Origin of the sequence: Enterococcus sp. DIV1307a (genome assembly GCF_050537425.1) — a bacterium.
Taxonomy (GTDB): Bacteria; Bacillota; Bacilli; order Lactobacillales; family Enterococcaceae; genus Enterococcus; species Enterococcus faecalis.
In genome coordinates, this window is record NZ_CP172914.1 from 102,210 (window position 1) to 117,790 (window position 15,581).

The window sequence follows — 15,581 nt, forward strand, 5'->3', positions numbered from 1 at the left end:
GTGGCTTTGATGGTTTAAGCTTCTTCTTTTTTATGATTGCGGATATGTAAATAGATGGTATTTTTTGAAATACCTAATCGATCGGCAATCTTTATGACAGAATCTTTGAGATTAAAAATTCCTTGATCATATAAACGAATAACAATTTCTTTATTTTGATTCAAATGTGATACATTTGGATCGCTTTCTACTGCTTGTTTTACTTTTGACAGTGAAGTAGTGATTAATTCGTCAATATTGTCAGAAAAATGTTCAGAATTTTTAAGCTCTTGGGACATATCATTTTGTTGTCCTGAAGGTAATAAGTCTTGCAAGTAATCAATTAATGGCATTTCTAAATGCATATTGATACAGATTAATCCAATAATACGATCATTTTCACCGATAACTGGAATAGTGGAAGATTTTAAAATAACCCCTTTTTGATTTTTATTGTAGTAGGGTTTCACAGCGTAATCATGTTCCGACTCTACTTGACTTAACATTTTTAACGCCATATCAGTAATGGGGGCACCTTCCTTGCGGTTACTGAAATGGCCATTGATGACTTTGATAGCTGAACTTTCCAAATTTTCTAAACTATGAAGAATGACTTCATGGGTACTACCAAAGAAGTTCCCTAATCCATCAAGCATTAAGGCATGTGAATGTAAGATTTGTTTATCTACTTCACTTAAACGTAAATATGACTCCAAGTGATATCCTCCCCTACACTGAAATTAATTTTAGTGTAATACTTTTTTAATGGAAAAGCAATAAGATTCTTTACGTTAAAAAAATACATTGACTAAACTTTTGTTTAGTCGTATACTCTGAATGTGGAATGAAATTTTTGTTACTCATTGTACTTTAGTTCATCGGAATGCTCGCTCATTCTTTCACTTGTTGAGCAATAAAAATTTTATTCAGGAGTACCATCCGTTATAAAAAAATATAGTTGGAGGCAAAGAAATGAAAACGTTATCAGGAATCTTGATGTTAGTCTTAGTTTTATGTGGCATGTCCCTATTCTCTTTTAAAGCACCGCGAGGGAAAAAATCTTTAAGTGCTTTGTCTGGTGCAGCTTGTGCCACCTTTCTACCAGAGGCGTTTTTGCGGTATGCAGTAGGCGGCGTTTTTCATTTAGATTATGTGTCGCAAATTGGTGAAACTATGGGTAGTCTAGGTGGTTTAGCAGCTGGAGCTCTTGTGCCGCTGGCTTTCGGTATTAGTCCAGTTTTTTCAATTATTTTAGGTCTGTCATTGATTAAAGTCAGCTTGTTACCAGCTTTTATTACCGCGTATCTTTTATCTTTTGTTGTTGAGCAGATGCAAAAACGTATTCCAGAAGGGATTGACTTATTAGTCGTTATTTTAGTCATTCCAGTCGCTGCCTCGTTAGTTGCTGGTTTTATTCAACCCGTTGTATTAGGTGTCCTAGAAGTTATTGGGGGCACGATTTTAAGTGCAGTAGATGGCAATCCATATGTGATGGGCGCAATTTTAGGTGCTATTATCCCGATTGTTGGTATGACACCGTTAAGTTCAATGGTTTTAACTGCCTTGATTGGTTTGACTGGTGTACCAATGGCTGTCGGTGCGTTGACTTGTTACGGCAGTTCCATTGTCAATGCGGCGCTATTTAAAAAGTTAAAACTAGGCACAGCTTCAACCCCGTTAGCTGTGGCAATTGAGCCATTAACACAAGTCGATATCATCAGCTCCAATCCAATTCCTATTTACGCAACGAATTTATTTTCAGGAATGGTTAGTGGTATTGTAGTGACTTTCTTTGGCTTAAAAGTACCTGTGACAGGAATGGCAACACCGTGGGCTGGTTTACTTGTGACATTAGGTAACAATGCCATTCAAACGACTTTACTAGCAGTAGCGATTATCACAGTGGTCAGTCTGATGTTTGGATTTTTAGGTGCGCTGGTCTTTAAACGTTACAGAATTGAAGCGGTGGATAATACACCAGAATTTGAAGGAACGACGGAAGTAACCAGTGAAAAAGAAAAAGAAGCAGTAAAAACCAAAGGAGGAGTTACGTATGAACACAGCTATGGCCATCAATAAACCTAAAAAAGTGAACAAAGTAATGAACTACAAAAGTTGTTTTGACATTATCGGTCCTATTATGATTGGTCCTTCTAGTTCGCATACAGCTGGGGCCTTAGCAATTGGCTTAGCGGCAAGAAAGTTATTCGGCGGAACGCCAGAAAAAATTGTGATTAAATACTATGAATCTTTTGCAGACACGCATAAAGGACATGGAACTGATTTTGCAATTATTGGTGGAATTCTTGGATTAGCAGCAGATGATGCCAACGTAACACAATCCATTGAACTTGCGGAAGAACAAGGAATTGAGATTCAATTTTTAGAAATGAGTGAAGAAAGTCCAGTGAAGCATGCTAATACAGCATGTGTGACACTCAGTGATGCAACGCACGAAATTCATTTAACAGGAATTTCTGTAGGTGGCGGCACTATCGAGGTGAAATACATTGAATTAGACGGTTTCAATGTCCAACTACATGGTCCTTTACCTATTTTGTTAGTCATTAATCAAGAAGAGCAGGCGATGCAAGCTTTTAAAGATACGTTACAAAAAAATAATATTCAAGTGAATGCGGTGTCTCGTTATGTGGAAGGGAATCAAATTTTATTCATCTTTGACTTAGATTCGGCACCAATTTCCTCGGTGAAAGAACAACTGTTTTCACTAGATGACACATCGAAAATAATCTTATTATGATAGGAGTTTGACATATGTACCTTTCGATTGAAGAATTTATCGATAAAGCTGAAAAAACAGGAAAAAAAATCTCTGATTTGATGATTGAGCAAGAAATGGAGCGTAGCCAAAAAAGCTATGAAGAAATTTGGACACAGATGGGTCAAAATTTGGATGTCATGGATGCTGCTGTCAAACGCTCGCAAGAAGGAGCAGGCGTTTTTTCTCCTACTGGGTTAACGGGCGGTGATGCGGCTCGTTTAAAAAAATACCGCGCAGCTGGCAAAACGTTATCAGGTGATTTAATGATGTCTGCAGTTCAAGCCGCACTAGGTACGAATGAAGTCAATGCAGCAATGGGCGTTGTTTGCGCAACGCCAACTGCTGGTGCAAGTGGCACCTTACCAGGGGTTTTAACAGCGATTAAAAATACCTTGAATTTAACGCGTGAGCAACAAATTCGTTTCTTGTTTACCAGTTCTTTATTTGGAATGGTCACAGCCAACAATGCGATGATTGCTGGTGCTGTTGGTGGATGTCAAGCCGAAGTAGGCAGTGCTTCAGCGATGGCCGCCGCTGCAGCTGTTGAAGCGGCTGGCGGAACACCACGCCAATCTTCTGAAGCTTTTGCTATGGCTTTAGGGAATTTATTAGGTTTAGTTTGTGACCCAGTGGCTGGGTTAGTCGAAATTCCTTGTGTCAAACGAAATACAGTAGGTGCAGGCAATGCGTTAATCGCTGCAGATATGGCTTTAGCTGGAATTGTAAATAAAATACCAGCAGATGAAGTGGTGGAAGCCATGAATAAAGTCGGCCGTCAATTACCACGAGAATTGAGAGAAACGGGTTTAGGTGGCTTAGCTGGCACAGCGACTGGCCAACGAATGAAGAATGAAATTTTTGAAAAAGTAAAATTCACCATTGTTTAAAATTTAATCATGAAGAGGGAAATAAGATGCTGGATATGAAAAAAATTCGCCAAAATGTAGAAGTGGTACAGAAAAAGTTAAAAACACGTGGTGTGGACGAGGAAGTTTTATTACGCTTTTTGGCTTTAGATGAAGAACGGAGAGCGTTACTTGTTAAAGTTGAAGAACTGAAAAAACACCGTAATCAGGTATCAGGAGAAATTGCACAATTAAAGCGTGCACAAAAAGATGCTTCACAACAGTTGCTAAATATGCAAGAAGTTAGCGAGCAAATTAAAGTTTTAGACCAAGAAGTTGTTCATTTGCAAGAACAATGCACAGCAATTGCAGAACGTCTGCCTAACTTACCTCATGAGAGCGTGCCTGTTGGCGCAGACGAAGCCGCCAACGTAGAAGTTCGGCGGTGGAGTACGCCGAAAACTTTTTCATTTGAACCGAAACCACATTGGGAAATCGGTGAAGCCTTAGGAATTTTAGATTTTGAAAGAGGCGCGAAAGTATCTGGTAGCCGTTTTCTTTATTACAAAGGCTTAGGGGCTCGTTTAGAACGAGCGGTCTATAATTTTATGTTAGATCAACATGTTAATGAACATGGTTATACCGAGGTGATTCCTCCTTATTTGGTCAATAGCAAAGCAATGTTTGGCACCGGTCAGTTTCCTAAGTTCAAAGAAGATGTCTTCCAAGTTGCAGAAAGTGATTTGACGCTGATCCCCACAGCGGAAGTCCCGTTAACTAACTACTATAATAATGAAATTTTAGAGGCGCAAGAGTTACCGATTTATTTCACTGCTTTAAGTCCTTCTTTTCGTTCGGAAGCGGGTAGCGCAGGCCGTGATACCCGAGGATTAATTCGTTTACACCAGTTCCATAAAGTAGAAATGGTTAAATTTAGTGATGCAGAACACTCCTATGAAGAATTAGAAAAAATGACCAACAATGCTGGAGACATTTTAGAAAAATTGGGCCTCCCTTATCGAGTGATTACTCTTTCGACAGGTGACATGGGCTTCTCGGCAGCGAAAACCTATGATTTAGAAGTTTGGATTCCGGCACAGAAAACGTATCGAGAAATTAGTTCTTGTTCAAACTGTGAAGACTTCCAAGCACGTCGGGCGTTGATTCGTTATCGTGATAAAACGGGTCATGTTCAATATGCCCATACTCTTAATGGATCAGGACTTGCTGTTGGTCGAACAGTGGCTGCCATTTTGGAAAATTATCAAAATGAAGATGGTACCGTAACGATTCCAGAAGTTCTACGTCCTTATATGGGTGGTTTAACGAAAATAGATTAAAAAAGAAGGTTGATGTCACAACATCAACCTTCTTTTTTAATTCGTTAAATCCGTTAACCAATGCCCAATTTCTTGAAAAACTGTAGCTTTTTCCGTTTCTAATAAAATTTCATGACGCAATGTGGGAAATAGTCGTAACGTCACGTGCTGAAAACCTGCATGCTTTAATTGCTTTTGAATTTTCGCTGGCCCCTTGCTGAAATCACCAACTGGGTCTTCAGCGCCACTAATGATTAAAATAGGCAATTCTTTTGGGATCGCTTGGTACCAATTCCTTTGATTGGCTCGTTTAACAAGTGAAAAAAGGGTAGCAAAACCATTATTGGTAAATATGAAGCCCATTAATGGGTCATTTTCATAGTCAGCGACATTGGCTTGATTTTTAGAAAGCCAATTAAAGGAACTTGCTTCAGGAAATTTTTTGCTAAAAGAACCAAATGCCAGCTTATCAATGAACGGAGCTGGTTTTTTCGGCTGTTTCTCGGCCATTTTTTTAATAAAAGGCAATGCGGCGGTTAAAGGTAACGGACTTGTTCCAGTACCCATGAAAATGACTCCTTGCATAGTTACAGGATAGTCTTGCAGATAGTTGCGCAAGGCGAAAGATCCCATGCTGTGACCCATCATAAAATAGGGCAATTGTGGATAGCGATTCACAGCCCATTGTTTCACTTGATGAATATCTGTAACGACATTTTCAGGCCCTTGTTCTCCAAAAAAACCATAGATCGGTGCGCTTGGTTGTACAGATTCGCCATGACCTAGATGATCATGACCAATTACGGCAAACCCTAATTGATTTAAAAAACGAGCAAATTCATCATAACGTTGGATATGCTCTGCCATGCCGTGAATCAATTGAACTACGGCTTTGGGTGAAGGACAGGGCCAATGACGTACATTGAGCTGAGTTTGTTGATCGTTTGAAGTGAGTATGAATTGTTCAGTCATAAGAAACCCTTTCTTTGCTTTTTGATTATTATACAAAAAAAAGACGGTGTTCAAAAGAAAAACTCATGAGAAAACGCCTCAGCTTTCACTGAGACGCCTTTTTTTATTTATCTTTAATAAAAATAGCAATGATGTCAAAAAATAGTCGATTTTACTAAGTGATGAATTATGGGTGGTACAAATACTGCTGGAAATAGTTGTTAACTTCAAGGGCATCTTCTTTATTTTTTGAAAGAATTAAGATGGTATCATCCCCAGCGATGCAGCCCAAGATATGAGGGTTGTGGATACGTATGCGATCAATTAAAACCCCAATGGCTTGCCCGTTGCCAGGTAAGACGGTTAAAAGATTTGTGAACTCTATTTGTGTTAAAGAAACACCAGTTTCAATAATAATGTCAACAAGACGTTCTTCATCTGTTTTATATTTTGGACGAAGGGCAGAATTATTCAAGATACGATAATAGGCTTCTCCTTGACCATTGTCTACTTTGTTTAAATTCAGCTCACGAATGTCACGAGAAATAGTTGCTTGTGTGGTGTGAATATTTTCTTTTTCCAATAATGCTAGTAATTCACTTTGTGTATGGATTTCATTTTCTGTGACCAATCGCTTAATCATCGTTTGGCGTTTTAATCGGTTCATTACTTTCCTCCAGTTCAGTTAATCATGCAAAAAAACATCATTGCTGTTATTTAAAACGGTGCCAGTAATTCCCTAAAATCACTGTACAACGTTTTACTAAATTGTGCAAGTCTCACTTTTTTAAATGCGAAATATCCGACAAAATCAATGAGAACCTTTTAGCTAAACGACCCTTTTTCTATTCTAATAAGAGAGATTCTGCTAGTATTGCTTTGTAAATGTCTGGAGGAAGGGTGTTATTTGTGAATAAGCAAACACGCCAAAGTTTGATTAAAGAAATCATTCAAACAACTGTAATTCATAGTCAAAATGAGTTGTTAAGAGAATTAAAAAAGCGCGAGATAAATGTCGCACAAGCAACGATTTCACGGGATTTATGGGAATTAAAAGTCGTCAAAGCATTAGATGATTCTGGCGAGATGCGGTTAACGATTTTTGAACAATTCACTTCTTTAGAAGAACGAAAAAAAGAACAGTTGATACAAGCAATTCGTGAGGTAGTGACCAAAGTTGAACGTGTCGCCTTTTTACTAGTGGTTCATACATTACCAGACAACGCAACATTGTTTTCAGCTGTACTTGATGAAGTGTCTTTGTGTGAAAAGAAATGTTCTGTCGCTGGCTTCGACACTGTTATTATTGTTTCATCATCCGAGGAAAAAGCACAAGAACTAGAGCAGTATTTTCAACAATTTATTCAGCCAACACCTTTGTCAAAAAGTAACGCATAAAAGGAAGGGAGCTAGAAGTCGTTTTGACTTCTGGTTCCCTTCCTTTTACCTCTATAAGATTATAACTTTATGAAATGCATGGAGAAATAATTTTTTTTGAATAAATGCATTTTTTTTTATTTAATTATGCATTATTTTTTTAGAATATCTATGAAAGCGCATTCTTTTAGGCTAGAAATATGCATAAGAAAGAATACCGTTGTATATTTGGTATTTTGTTTGGCAAATGGCTCACGTCCTAGGTTAATCAGGTCTGTTATTCTGTGTTTGTAATTAAGTTGAGGAGGTTATTTCACATGAGTCATCCAATTAATGTATTTTCTGAAATCGGAAAATTGAAAACAGTGATGTTACATCGTCCAGGTAAGGAATTAGAAAATTTAATGCCAGATTATCTGGAGAGACTGTTGTTTGATGATATTCCGTTTTTAGAAAAAGCACAAGCAGAACATGATGCATTTGCAGAGTTGTTACGATCAAAAGATATCGAAGTGGTCTATTTAGAGGACTTAGCTGCTGAAGCGTTGATTAATGAAGAGGTCCGCCGACAATTTATTGACCAATTCTTAGAAGAAGCCAATATTCGCAGCGAATCAGCAAAAGAAAAAGTTAGAGAGTTAATGTTAGAAATTGACGACAACGAAGAACTGATTCAAAAAGCGATTGCTGGCATTCAAAAACAAGAATTACCTAAATATGAGCAAGAATTTTTAACAGATATGGTTGAAGCGGATTATCCATTCATTATTGATCCAATGCCTAACTTATACTTCACACGTGATAACTTTGCGACAATGGGCCACGGGATTTCTTTAAATCATATGTATTCAGTAACTCGACAACGGGAAACCATTTTTGGGCAATACATTTTTGATTATCATCCTCGTTTTGCTGGAAAAGAGGTTCCTAGAGTCTATGATCGTTCAGAATCAACCAGAATTGAAGGTGGCGATGAATTAATTCTTTCAAAAGAAGTGGTGGCCATTGGGATTTCTCAAAGAACGGACGCCGCGTCAATTGAAAAAATTGCGAGAAATATTTTTGAACAAAAATTAGGATTCAAAAATATCTTGGCTTTTGATATCGGTGAACATCGTAAATTCATGCATTTAGATACCGTTTTTACCATGATTGACTATGATAAATTTACGATTCATCCAGAAATCGAAGGCGGCTTGGTTGTTTACTCAATCACTGAAAAAGCAGATGGAGACATCCAAATTACAAAAGAAAAAGATACATTAGATAACATTTTATGCAAATACTTGCATTTAGACAATGTTCAATTAATCCGTTGCGGTGCTGGAAATTTAACAGCAGCAGCCCGTGAACAATGGAACGACGGTTCAAATACATTAGCAATTGCCCCTGGGGAAGTTGTTGTTTACGATCGGAATACGATTACGAATAAAGCGCTAGAAGAAGCAGGCGTGAAATTGAATTACATTCCAGGAAGTGAACTAGTACGTGGCCGTGGTGGCCCTCGTTGTATGAGTATGCCACTTTACCGTGAAGATCTTTAAAAAAACACCCAAAAATAGGAGGAATCATCATGAATTCAGTATTTCAAGGACGTAGTTTATTAGCAGAAAAAGATTTTTCAAGAGCAGAATTAGAGTATTTGGTAGACTTCAGTATTCACTTAAAAGAATTGAAGAAAAAAGGGATTCCACATCACTATTTAGAAGGAAAAAATATCGCTCTTTTATTTGAAAAAACTTCGACACGGACACGCTCTGCATTCACGACAGCAGCGATTGATTTAGGGGCACATCCTGAGTATTTAGGCGCCAACGATATTCAATTAGGTAAAAAAGAATCTGTTGAAGATACAGCGATTGTTTTAGGTAGTATGTTTGACGGGATTGAGTTCCGTGGGTTTAGTCAAGAAGTAGTGGAAGATTTAGCGAAATATTCTGGTGTTCCTGTTTGGAATGGTTTAACGGATCAATGGCACCCAACACAAATGATTGCGGACTTTATGACAGTGAAAGAAAACTTTGGTCGTTTAGAAGGAATCACTTTAGTATATGTCGGCGATGGCCGTAACAACATGGCAAACAGCTTGTTAGTGACAGGTGCTATTTTAGGCGTAAATGTTCGCATTTGTGCACCAAAAGAATTGTTCCCTTCTGATGAAGTCGTTAATTATGCAAAAGAATTTGCGAAAGAATCTGGTGCAGAATTAATGATTACAGACGACGTTGCTAAAGGTGTTAAAGGAGCCAACGTGTTATATACAGACGTTTGGGTGTCCATGGGTGAAGAAGATAAATTTGAAGAACGTGTCAATCTGTTGAAACCTTATCAAATTAATATGGCTATGTTAGAAAAAACCGAAAACATGGATGGCGATTTAATCGTATTACACTGTTTGCCAGCCTTTCATGATACGAAAACACAATACGGTGAAATGGTTGCTGAAAAATTTGGCATTACTGAAATGGAAATTACGGATGAAGTCTTCCGCAGTAAATATGGTCGTCAATTTGAAGAAGCAGAAAACAGAATGCATTCTATTAAAGCGATCATGGCAGCTACTTTAGGCAACTTATTCATTCCTCGTGTGTAGGAAGCAACTGAAAAAACATTGAAAAAAGAATAGTTGTTTCGCCCTTTAAGAGTTTCTTTTGAAGGGCGGCCTATTCTTTATTATGATAGGAAAGAAGGATTTGTAATGGGGAAAAAAATGGTCGTTGCACTAGGCGGAAATGCCATCCTTTCAAATGATGCTAGCGCACATGCACAACAGCAAGCATTAGTTCAAACATCTGCCTATTTAGTTCATTTAATTAAACAAGGGCATCGGTTGATTGTTTCACATGGCAATGGTCCACAAGTCGGTAATCTATTATTGCAACAACAAGCAGCTGATTCTGAAAAAAATCCAGCGATGCCGCTAGATACGTGTGTTGCTATGACACAAGGAAGTATCGGCTACTGGTTGTCCAATGCGCTTAATCAAGAATTAAACAAAGCAGGAATCAAGAAACAAGTGGCTACTGTTTTAACACAGGTGGTCGTAGATCCAGCAGATGAGGCATTCAAAAATCCAACAAAACCGATCGGTCCATTTTTAACAGAAGCTGAAGCCAAAGAAGCAATGCAAGCAGGTGCTATTTTTAAAGAAGATGCAGGACGTGGCTGGCGCAAAGTCGTTCCAAGTCCTAAGCCAATTGATATCCACGAGGCTGAGACTATTAATACCTTAATAAAAAATGATATAATTACCATTTCATGTGGTGGTGGCGGCATCCCTGTCGTAGGACAAGAATTAAAAGGTGTCGAAGCAGTAATCGATAAAGATTTTGCTTCTGAAAAACTGGCAGAATTAGTGGATGCGGATGCACTAGTTATTTTAACTGGCGTGGATTATGTGTGTATTAATTATGGCAAACCAGATGAAAAACAATTAACCAATGTCACTGTAGCAGAGTTGGAAGAATACAAACAAGCGGGTCATTTTGCACCAGGTAGTATGTTACCGAAAATTGAAGCCGCCATTCAGTTTGTAGAAAGCCAACCCAATAAACAAGCAATTATCACTTCTTTGGAAAACTTAGGAAGTATGAGCGGCGATGAAATCGTAGGAACGGTTGTGACAAAATAAAGTATAGTATTTAGGAGAATTAAGATGATGATAGAGAAAATAATCACTAAAAATAATCAAGATTTTCAATACTTTTCTGAATCAGAACTAACAGAATTGCGCAACGAGAGTTTCGTTCGCTCCTATAAAAAAGGCCAAGTCCTTTTTTATCCAGGTGATCCGAGAAATCATTTAATTTTATTGGTTTCAGGTGTCATTAAAATTGAAAAAAATGATCGCAGTGGTAATTTTTCCTATCTGCATTTTATGAAAAAGCAGGCTCTTTTTCCGAGAATCGGACTGTTTCAAGATGAGGTTCATTACGACTCCGCGATTGCCTATACGGATATTGAGGTTGTGTTTGTGCCAGTTAAACTGTTTGAGCGTTTTCTCCAAAATAATCCCCAGCAATTGATTCATTGGATTCAAGAACAATCGGTCCTTTTAAAAGAAAGTATGATCAAAATCCAAAAAGGAACAACCAATGATGCATGTGAACGGATTGTGACATCACTGGCGATGTTATTAAATGATTTAGGAGAACGAATTGACAACAGAGAACGCGTTGCAATTACTTGTCCAATTACCATTAATGACATTGCACGGATGAGTGGAACTACGCGGGAAACAGCAAGCAGTGTTATGAAAAAATTAGTCCAAATGAACCGTATTAGCTACAGTCATAAATTCTTAACTTTTCTAGATACGCCATTCTTTATTGATCGATTGAGTAATTAATCATAGAGAAGGGAGATACAGGAAAGTAGGTTCCTGTATAAAAGGATATGGCAGAAAAAAAGAAGAAAAACAAAAAACAGCTTTCGTCTTTTAGTATTTTATTTATTATTTTAATTGTTTTAGGTATCGTAACGGTCTTGCTAAATGGCCAGCCATTTACCCCAAGAGAAATTGATGGCAAAATGGTTGACCACGTGGTAGGGGCCAAATTATCGGATATTATCATGGCTCCATTCAATGGGTTTAAAGATGCCATTGAAATTAATATTTTTATTTTAGTACTTGGTGGCTTTTTAAATATTGTGACACAAACTGGGGCTCTTGAAGCAGGGATTCAATCAGTCGTTAAAAAGTTAAAAGGGAACGAATTGAAAATCATTCCGATTTTAATGATTTTATTTTCTATTGGTGGTTCGACTTATGGAATGGCAGAAGAAACAATTCCTTTTTATGGTTTATTGAGTGCCACCATGGTCGCCGCTGGTTTTGATACGTTTGTCGCAGTAGGCACTGTGCTATTGGGTGCAGGATCAGGTGTTATCGGTTCGACGGTTAACCCTTTCTCCACAGGGGTAGCGATGGATGCGTTGCGAGGTATTGGCATTCAGCCCAATACAGGAATTATTTTAATTGTCGGTGCTATTTTGTGGGCGGCCTCTACTAGCTATTCTATTTTCATTGTGATGCGTTATGCGAAAAAAGTGAAGGCGGACAAAGGTTCAACAATTTTATCTTTACAAGAACAAGAGGATATGGAAAAAACATATGGACAAGCAGCGTCGAAAGAAATGCCATTTACGAATCGTCATAAAAAAATCTTAATGGTATTCGCTTTCTGTTTTGTCATTATGATTGTTTCCTTAATTCCATGGAACGACTTTGGAGTGACGATTTTCAAAGGCTGGACGTCTGTTTTAACAGGCAACAGTTTCGGTGACTGGTACTTTGGCGACTTAGCGATGTGGTTCTTCCTTTTAGGGATCATTGCTGCCTTGATTGGTCGCTTTACTGAAAAAGAAACCATTGAAGCATTTATCGACGGTGCCAAAGATATGTTATCCGTTGTTTTAATTATCGTAGTTGCTCGCGGGGCATCTGTTTTGATGTCTAAAACGTATTTAGATTCATTTATCCTTGATAAAGCGGCAGGCTTATTACAAGGACTCTCCCCAGTCTTATTTGTCATCGGTGCCTTTGTTTTATACTTAGGTTTATCTTTCCTAATTCCTTCAACTTCTGGTTTAGCGTACGTTTCTATTCCTGTAATGGGTGCGTTAGCTAAAAACATTGGTTTAAGTCCAGAAGTGATGGTTATGATTTTTGCTTCAGGTTGTGGCTTGATTAATTTGATCACGCCAACATCTGGTGTCGTAATGGGTGGTTTGGAAATTTCCAAAGTTCAATATGCCACTTGGACAAAATTCATGGCCAAACCAATGATTGTCTTAGGCTTAATTAACCTAATTATCTTAATTGGCGCGATGTTACTCTTTAGCTAATCAAAAATTTTTTATGTTAGGGCTTCGGCTTTCGGAAAAAAGAAGAAGCAATGAAACAACAGCGACTACCTAAAAGTAGTCGCTGTTGTTTCATTTTGATAGTTGTTGAATTAACAATCTTGCGACAGCGCGGACAGAAAAAGGATTTTGCCCAGTGATTATACGGCCATCTTGATACGCAAATTCTTTATAGGGACGCTTTTTCGCAAAAGTAGCACCATGTTCTTTAGCAATTGTTTCGTTTAAGAAAGGAACAACTGCTTTTTTCATGGCTAAAATTTCTTCTGCAGTTGTGAAGCCAGTAATGGTTTTATCTGCAATCAAATAATTTCCTGACGCATCTTTGACATTTAAAAGACCAGCAATTCCGTGACAAACAGAAGTTAGGTATTTGCCCTGTTCGTAAAGGCTACGAGTGATTGCTTGCAACTGAGGATTATCAGGAAAGTCCCACATAACGCCATGGCCTCCTGTAAAGTAAATTGCTGCGTATTCATCTGGCTCAATTTCTTCAAGAGAGAGGGAATGCGCTAGCGCTCGTTCTTGAAAATCGGCACTTTCATAAACCGCCATAATGGATGAATCTACATATTTCATACTCCGGGGATCCAAAGGGACATAGCCTCCTTGGGGACTAACATAGTCAACTGAAAATCCTGCTTTGGTTACTTCTTCCACGAACTCCGTGGCTTCACCTAGCCAGAGGCCCGTTGGTTCTTCGGTGCCGTGATAACGGGAGACGTTTGTGAGGACCACGAGAATTTTTTTCATGCTTGCTTCCTCCCTGGCATAATCGACGTAATGTGGGTCAATAGTTGTTGGAGTTGCTCAATTTTGGTGGTATCGTGAGAAAGTGAATAATAATTTTTAGTTCCTTCACTGCGACAATCAATTAATTTGGCTTGTTTCAAAATTTTTAAGTGGTGAGAAACAGCGGGGCGTGAGAGTTGTGTCGCCTCTGTTAACTCAGTGACACGGCGGCCAACACAGGCCTGGTCTTCTAACAGTGCAATAATAATTGCTTGGCGTTTTTCATCACCTAATGCGATTAAAAAATCACTAAGCGCAGTAAATTCTGTTTGAATTTCTTCTAATTCTTTCATATTCTTTCGCCTCTTTGGTTCGTATTTTTAAACGATTAAACCATTTTTCTTGTTTTTTGTCAATGAAATACGCTGAGGGCTGAAACTTGACGTGGATCCCATTCTTCGTTAAGATACTAATTGATTAAAGGTTTAAACTTTTAAACCGATAAAAAGGATAGAAAGAGAGGAAAGATTCAATGATGAAAGCCGCTTTAATTCATAAATACGGACAAAAAGAATTAGCAATCGAGGAGGTGCCCTTACCCACCATTCATGACAACGATGTTTTGGTCAAAATTATCGCTGCCAGTATCAACCCGATTGATTTAAAAACAAAAGATGGCAAAGTAAAGATGCTTTTAAATTATCAAATGCCACTGATTTTAGGCAGTGATTTTGCTGGGATTGTTGTCTCTGTTGGAAAAAAAGTTCAAAATTTTAGGCTGGGCGATGCAGTTTACGGGCGAGTACCCAAAAATCGCGTGGGAACTTTTGCTGAATATATTGCAGTGGATCAAGCGGCTGTAGCTATGAAGCCGAAAAATTTAACGTTTGAAGAAGCTGCGGCCATTCCGTTAGTCGGTTTGACAAGTTATCAAGCGCTACATGATATTATGAATGTGCAGCCAGGCCAGAAAGTCCTGATTCAAGCAGGTTCAGGAGGGATTGGAACCATTGCGATTCAATTAGCAAAACTAGCGGGCGCTTACGTTGCCACCACCACGAGTAGTAAAAATAAAGAATGGGTTCAAGCGTTGGGAGCAGATGAAGTGATTGACTATCGGACACAAAATTTTGAAGAAGTTTTATCCGACTATGATTATGTGTTTGATACAATGGGGGGGACAATCTTAGAAAAAGCTTTTTCAGTGGTTAAACCTCAGGGAAAAGTTGTTACATTGTCAGGCATTCCCAACGAACGTTTTGCTAAAGAGTATGGCTTGCCGCTTTGGAAACAATGGGCCTTTAAAATAGCTACCCGCAAGATTCATCGATTGGAGCAAGCCACAGATGTTAGTTATCATTTTTTGTTTATGCGTCCCGATGGCGAGCAATTAGCTTTACTCACTGAGTTCATTGAACAGGGAAAATTACAGCCGATAATTGACCGAGTCATACCTTTTAGCCAAATTCAAGAAGCGGTGGACTATTCACTGACAGGACGAGCGCAAGGGAAAATTGTTGTGAAAATCGCCGATGTTAATCACGACTAAGTAAAGGAAACTTGCAAGAAAAATAGGCCCATTTTTCTTGCAAGTCTCAAAGTTTACCATTTAAACGCCGCCTAACGAAAGTGATTTTAGGCGGGAAAAGATTTTTATAGAAAATCCTCATTTTTCCAGTTTCTATTTTGCAAATTCGTTATTTTTTGTTATTCTATTGATGGTTGTGTATG

General features: G+C 38.3%; 16 protein-coding genes. 11 read left to right on the top strand and 5 right to left on the bottom strand.

All coding sequences use genetic code 11. From position 1 onward, the window contains the following. Nucleotides 1–14 precede the first annotated feature (14 nt). Nucleotides 15–635, bottom strand: a complete 621-nt coding sequence (locus IGL90_RS00440) for a helix-turn-helix transcriptional regulator (RefSeq protein WP_002396730.1) — start codon at nucleotides 633–635, stop codon at nucleotides 15–17. Nucleotides 636–951: 316 nt separating this feature from the next. On the opposite strand from IGL90_RS00440, the gene IGL90_RS00445 reads away from it, so the two are divergent. The 4 genes from IGL90_RS00445 to serS are packed head-to-tail and all read left to right on the top strand — an operon-like array spanning nucleotide 952 to nucleotide 4,946. Further along, complete coding sequence (locus IGL90_RS00445) at nucleotides 952–2,058, top strand: PTS sugar transporter subunit IIC (protein ID WP_002383466.1); 1,107 nt, start codon at nucleotides 952–954, stop codon at nucleotides 2,056–2,058. Continuing rightward, nucleotides 2,045–2,740, top strand: a complete 696-nt coding sequence (gene sdaAB, locus IGL90_RS00450) for an L-serine ammonia-lyase, iron-sulfur-dependent subunit beta (protein ID WP_002387470.1) — start codon at nucleotides 2,045–2,047, stop codon at nucleotides 2,738–2,740. The genes IGL90_RS00445 and sdaAB overlap by 14 nt, the downstream gene beginning before the upstream one ends. A 14-nt stretch (nucleotides 2,741–2,754) precedes the next feature. Then, on the top strand, nucleotides 2,755–3,648 hold the full coding sequence (gene sdaAA / locus IGL90_RS00455; protein ID WP_048738093.1) for an L-serine ammonia-lyase, iron-sulfur-dependent, subunit alpha: 894 nt from the start codon (nucleotides 2,755–2,757) through the stop codon (nucleotides 3,646–3,648). A gap of 26 nt (nucleotides 3,649–3,674) precedes the next feature. Beyond that, nucleotides 3,675–4,946, top strand: a complete 1,272-nt coding sequence (gene serS / locus IGL90_RS00460) for a serine--tRNA ligase (RefSeq protein ID WP_002361511.1) — start codon at nucleotides 3,675–3,677, stop codon at nucleotides 4,944–4,946. 36 nt (nucleotides 4,947–4,982) lie between these two features. On the opposite strand, the gene IGL90_RS00465 is transcribed toward serS, so the two are convergent. Beyond that, entirely contained in the window at nucleotides 4,983–5,933 is a 951-nt protein-coding gene (locus IGL90_RS00465) for an alpha/beta hydrolase (protein WP_016615807.1), read from the bottom strand. A gap of 130 nt (nucleotides 5,934–6,063) precedes the next feature. After that, a complete protein-coding gene (locus tag IGL90_RS00470; RefSeq protein ID WP_002356125.1) occupies nucleotides 6,064–6,543 on the bottom strand; it encodes an arginine repressor in 480 nt (159 codons plus the stop codon). Between the two features lie 218 nt (nucleotides 6,544–6,761). Here IGL90_RS00470 and IGL90_RS00475 point away from each other — a divergent pair, with 218 nt between their 5' ends. From IGL90_RS00475 to IGL90_RS00500, 6 genes are all read left to right on the top strand, one after another. After that, nucleotides 6,762–7,274, top strand: coding sequence for an arginine repressor (locus IGL90_RS00475; RefSeq protein WP_002397689.1), 513 nt, complete (start codon nucleotides 6,762–6,764; stop codon nucleotides 7,272–7,274). A gap of 296 nt (nucleotides 7,275–7,570) precedes the next feature. Beyond that, on the top strand, nucleotides 7,571–8,797 hold the full coding sequence (gene arcA, locus IGL90_RS00480; protein ID WP_002356129.1) for an arginine deiminase: 1,227 nt from the start codon (nucleotides 7,571–7,573) through the stop codon (nucleotides 8,795–8,797). Between the two features lie 26 nt (nucleotides 8,798–8,823). Then, a complete protein-coding gene (gene argF, locus IGL90_RS00485) occupies nucleotides 8,824–9,846 on the top strand; it encodes an ornithine carbamoyltransferase (RefSeq protein ID WP_161299076.1) in 1,023 nt (340 codons plus the stop codon). 105 nt (nucleotides 9,847–9,951) lie between these two features. After that, nucleotides 9,952–10,884, top strand: a complete 933-nt coding sequence (arcC, locus tag IGL90_RS00490) for a carbamate kinase (RefSeq protein ID WP_002356132.1) — start codon at nucleotides 9,952–9,954, stop codon at nucleotides 10,882–10,884. Nucleotides 10,885–10,908: 24 nt separating this feature from the next. Beyond that, entirely contained in the window at nucleotides 10,909–11,601 is a 693-nt protein-coding gene (locus tag IGL90_RS00495; RefSeq protein WP_002356133.1) for a Crp/Fnr family transcriptional regulator, read from the top strand. Between the two features lie 47 nt (nucleotides 11,602–11,648). Further along, entirely contained in the window at nucleotides 11,649–13,100 is a 1,452-nt protein-coding gene (locus tag IGL90_RS00500) for a YfcC family protein (protein ID WP_002356134.1), read from the top strand. 90 nt (nucleotides 13,101–13,190) lie between these two features. Here the strand turns inward: IGL90_RS00500 and IGL90_RS00505 are convergent, their stop codons facing one another. Next, complete coding sequence (locus IGL90_RS00505; RefSeq protein WP_002359260.1) at nucleotides 13,191–13,871, bottom strand: type 1 glutamine amidotransferase domain-containing protein; 681 nt, start codon at nucleotides 13,869–13,871, stop codon at nucleotides 13,191–13,193. Beyond that, on the bottom strand, nucleotides 13,868–14,203 hold the full coding sequence (locus IGL90_RS00510; RefSeq protein ID WP_002356136.1) for an ArsR/SmtB family transcription factor: 336 nt from the start codon (nucleotides 14,201–14,203) through the stop codon (nucleotides 13,868–13,870). Before IGL90_RS00510 ends, IGL90_RS00505 begins: the two co-directional genes overlap by 4 nt. 179 nt (nucleotides 14,204–14,382) lie before the next feature. Between IGL90_RS00510 and IGL90_RS00515 the strand changes: the two genes are divergently transcribed. Next, the gene (locus tag IGL90_RS00515) at nucleotides 14,383–15,399 is read left to right on the top strand and encodes an NADP-dependent oxidoreductase (RefSeq protein ID WP_048738095.1); all 1,017 of its coding nucleotides are present in this window, start codon (nucleotides 14,383–14,385) and stop codon (nucleotides 15,397–15,399) included. The last annotated feature ends 182 nt before the right edge of the window (nucleotides 15,400–15,581 follow it).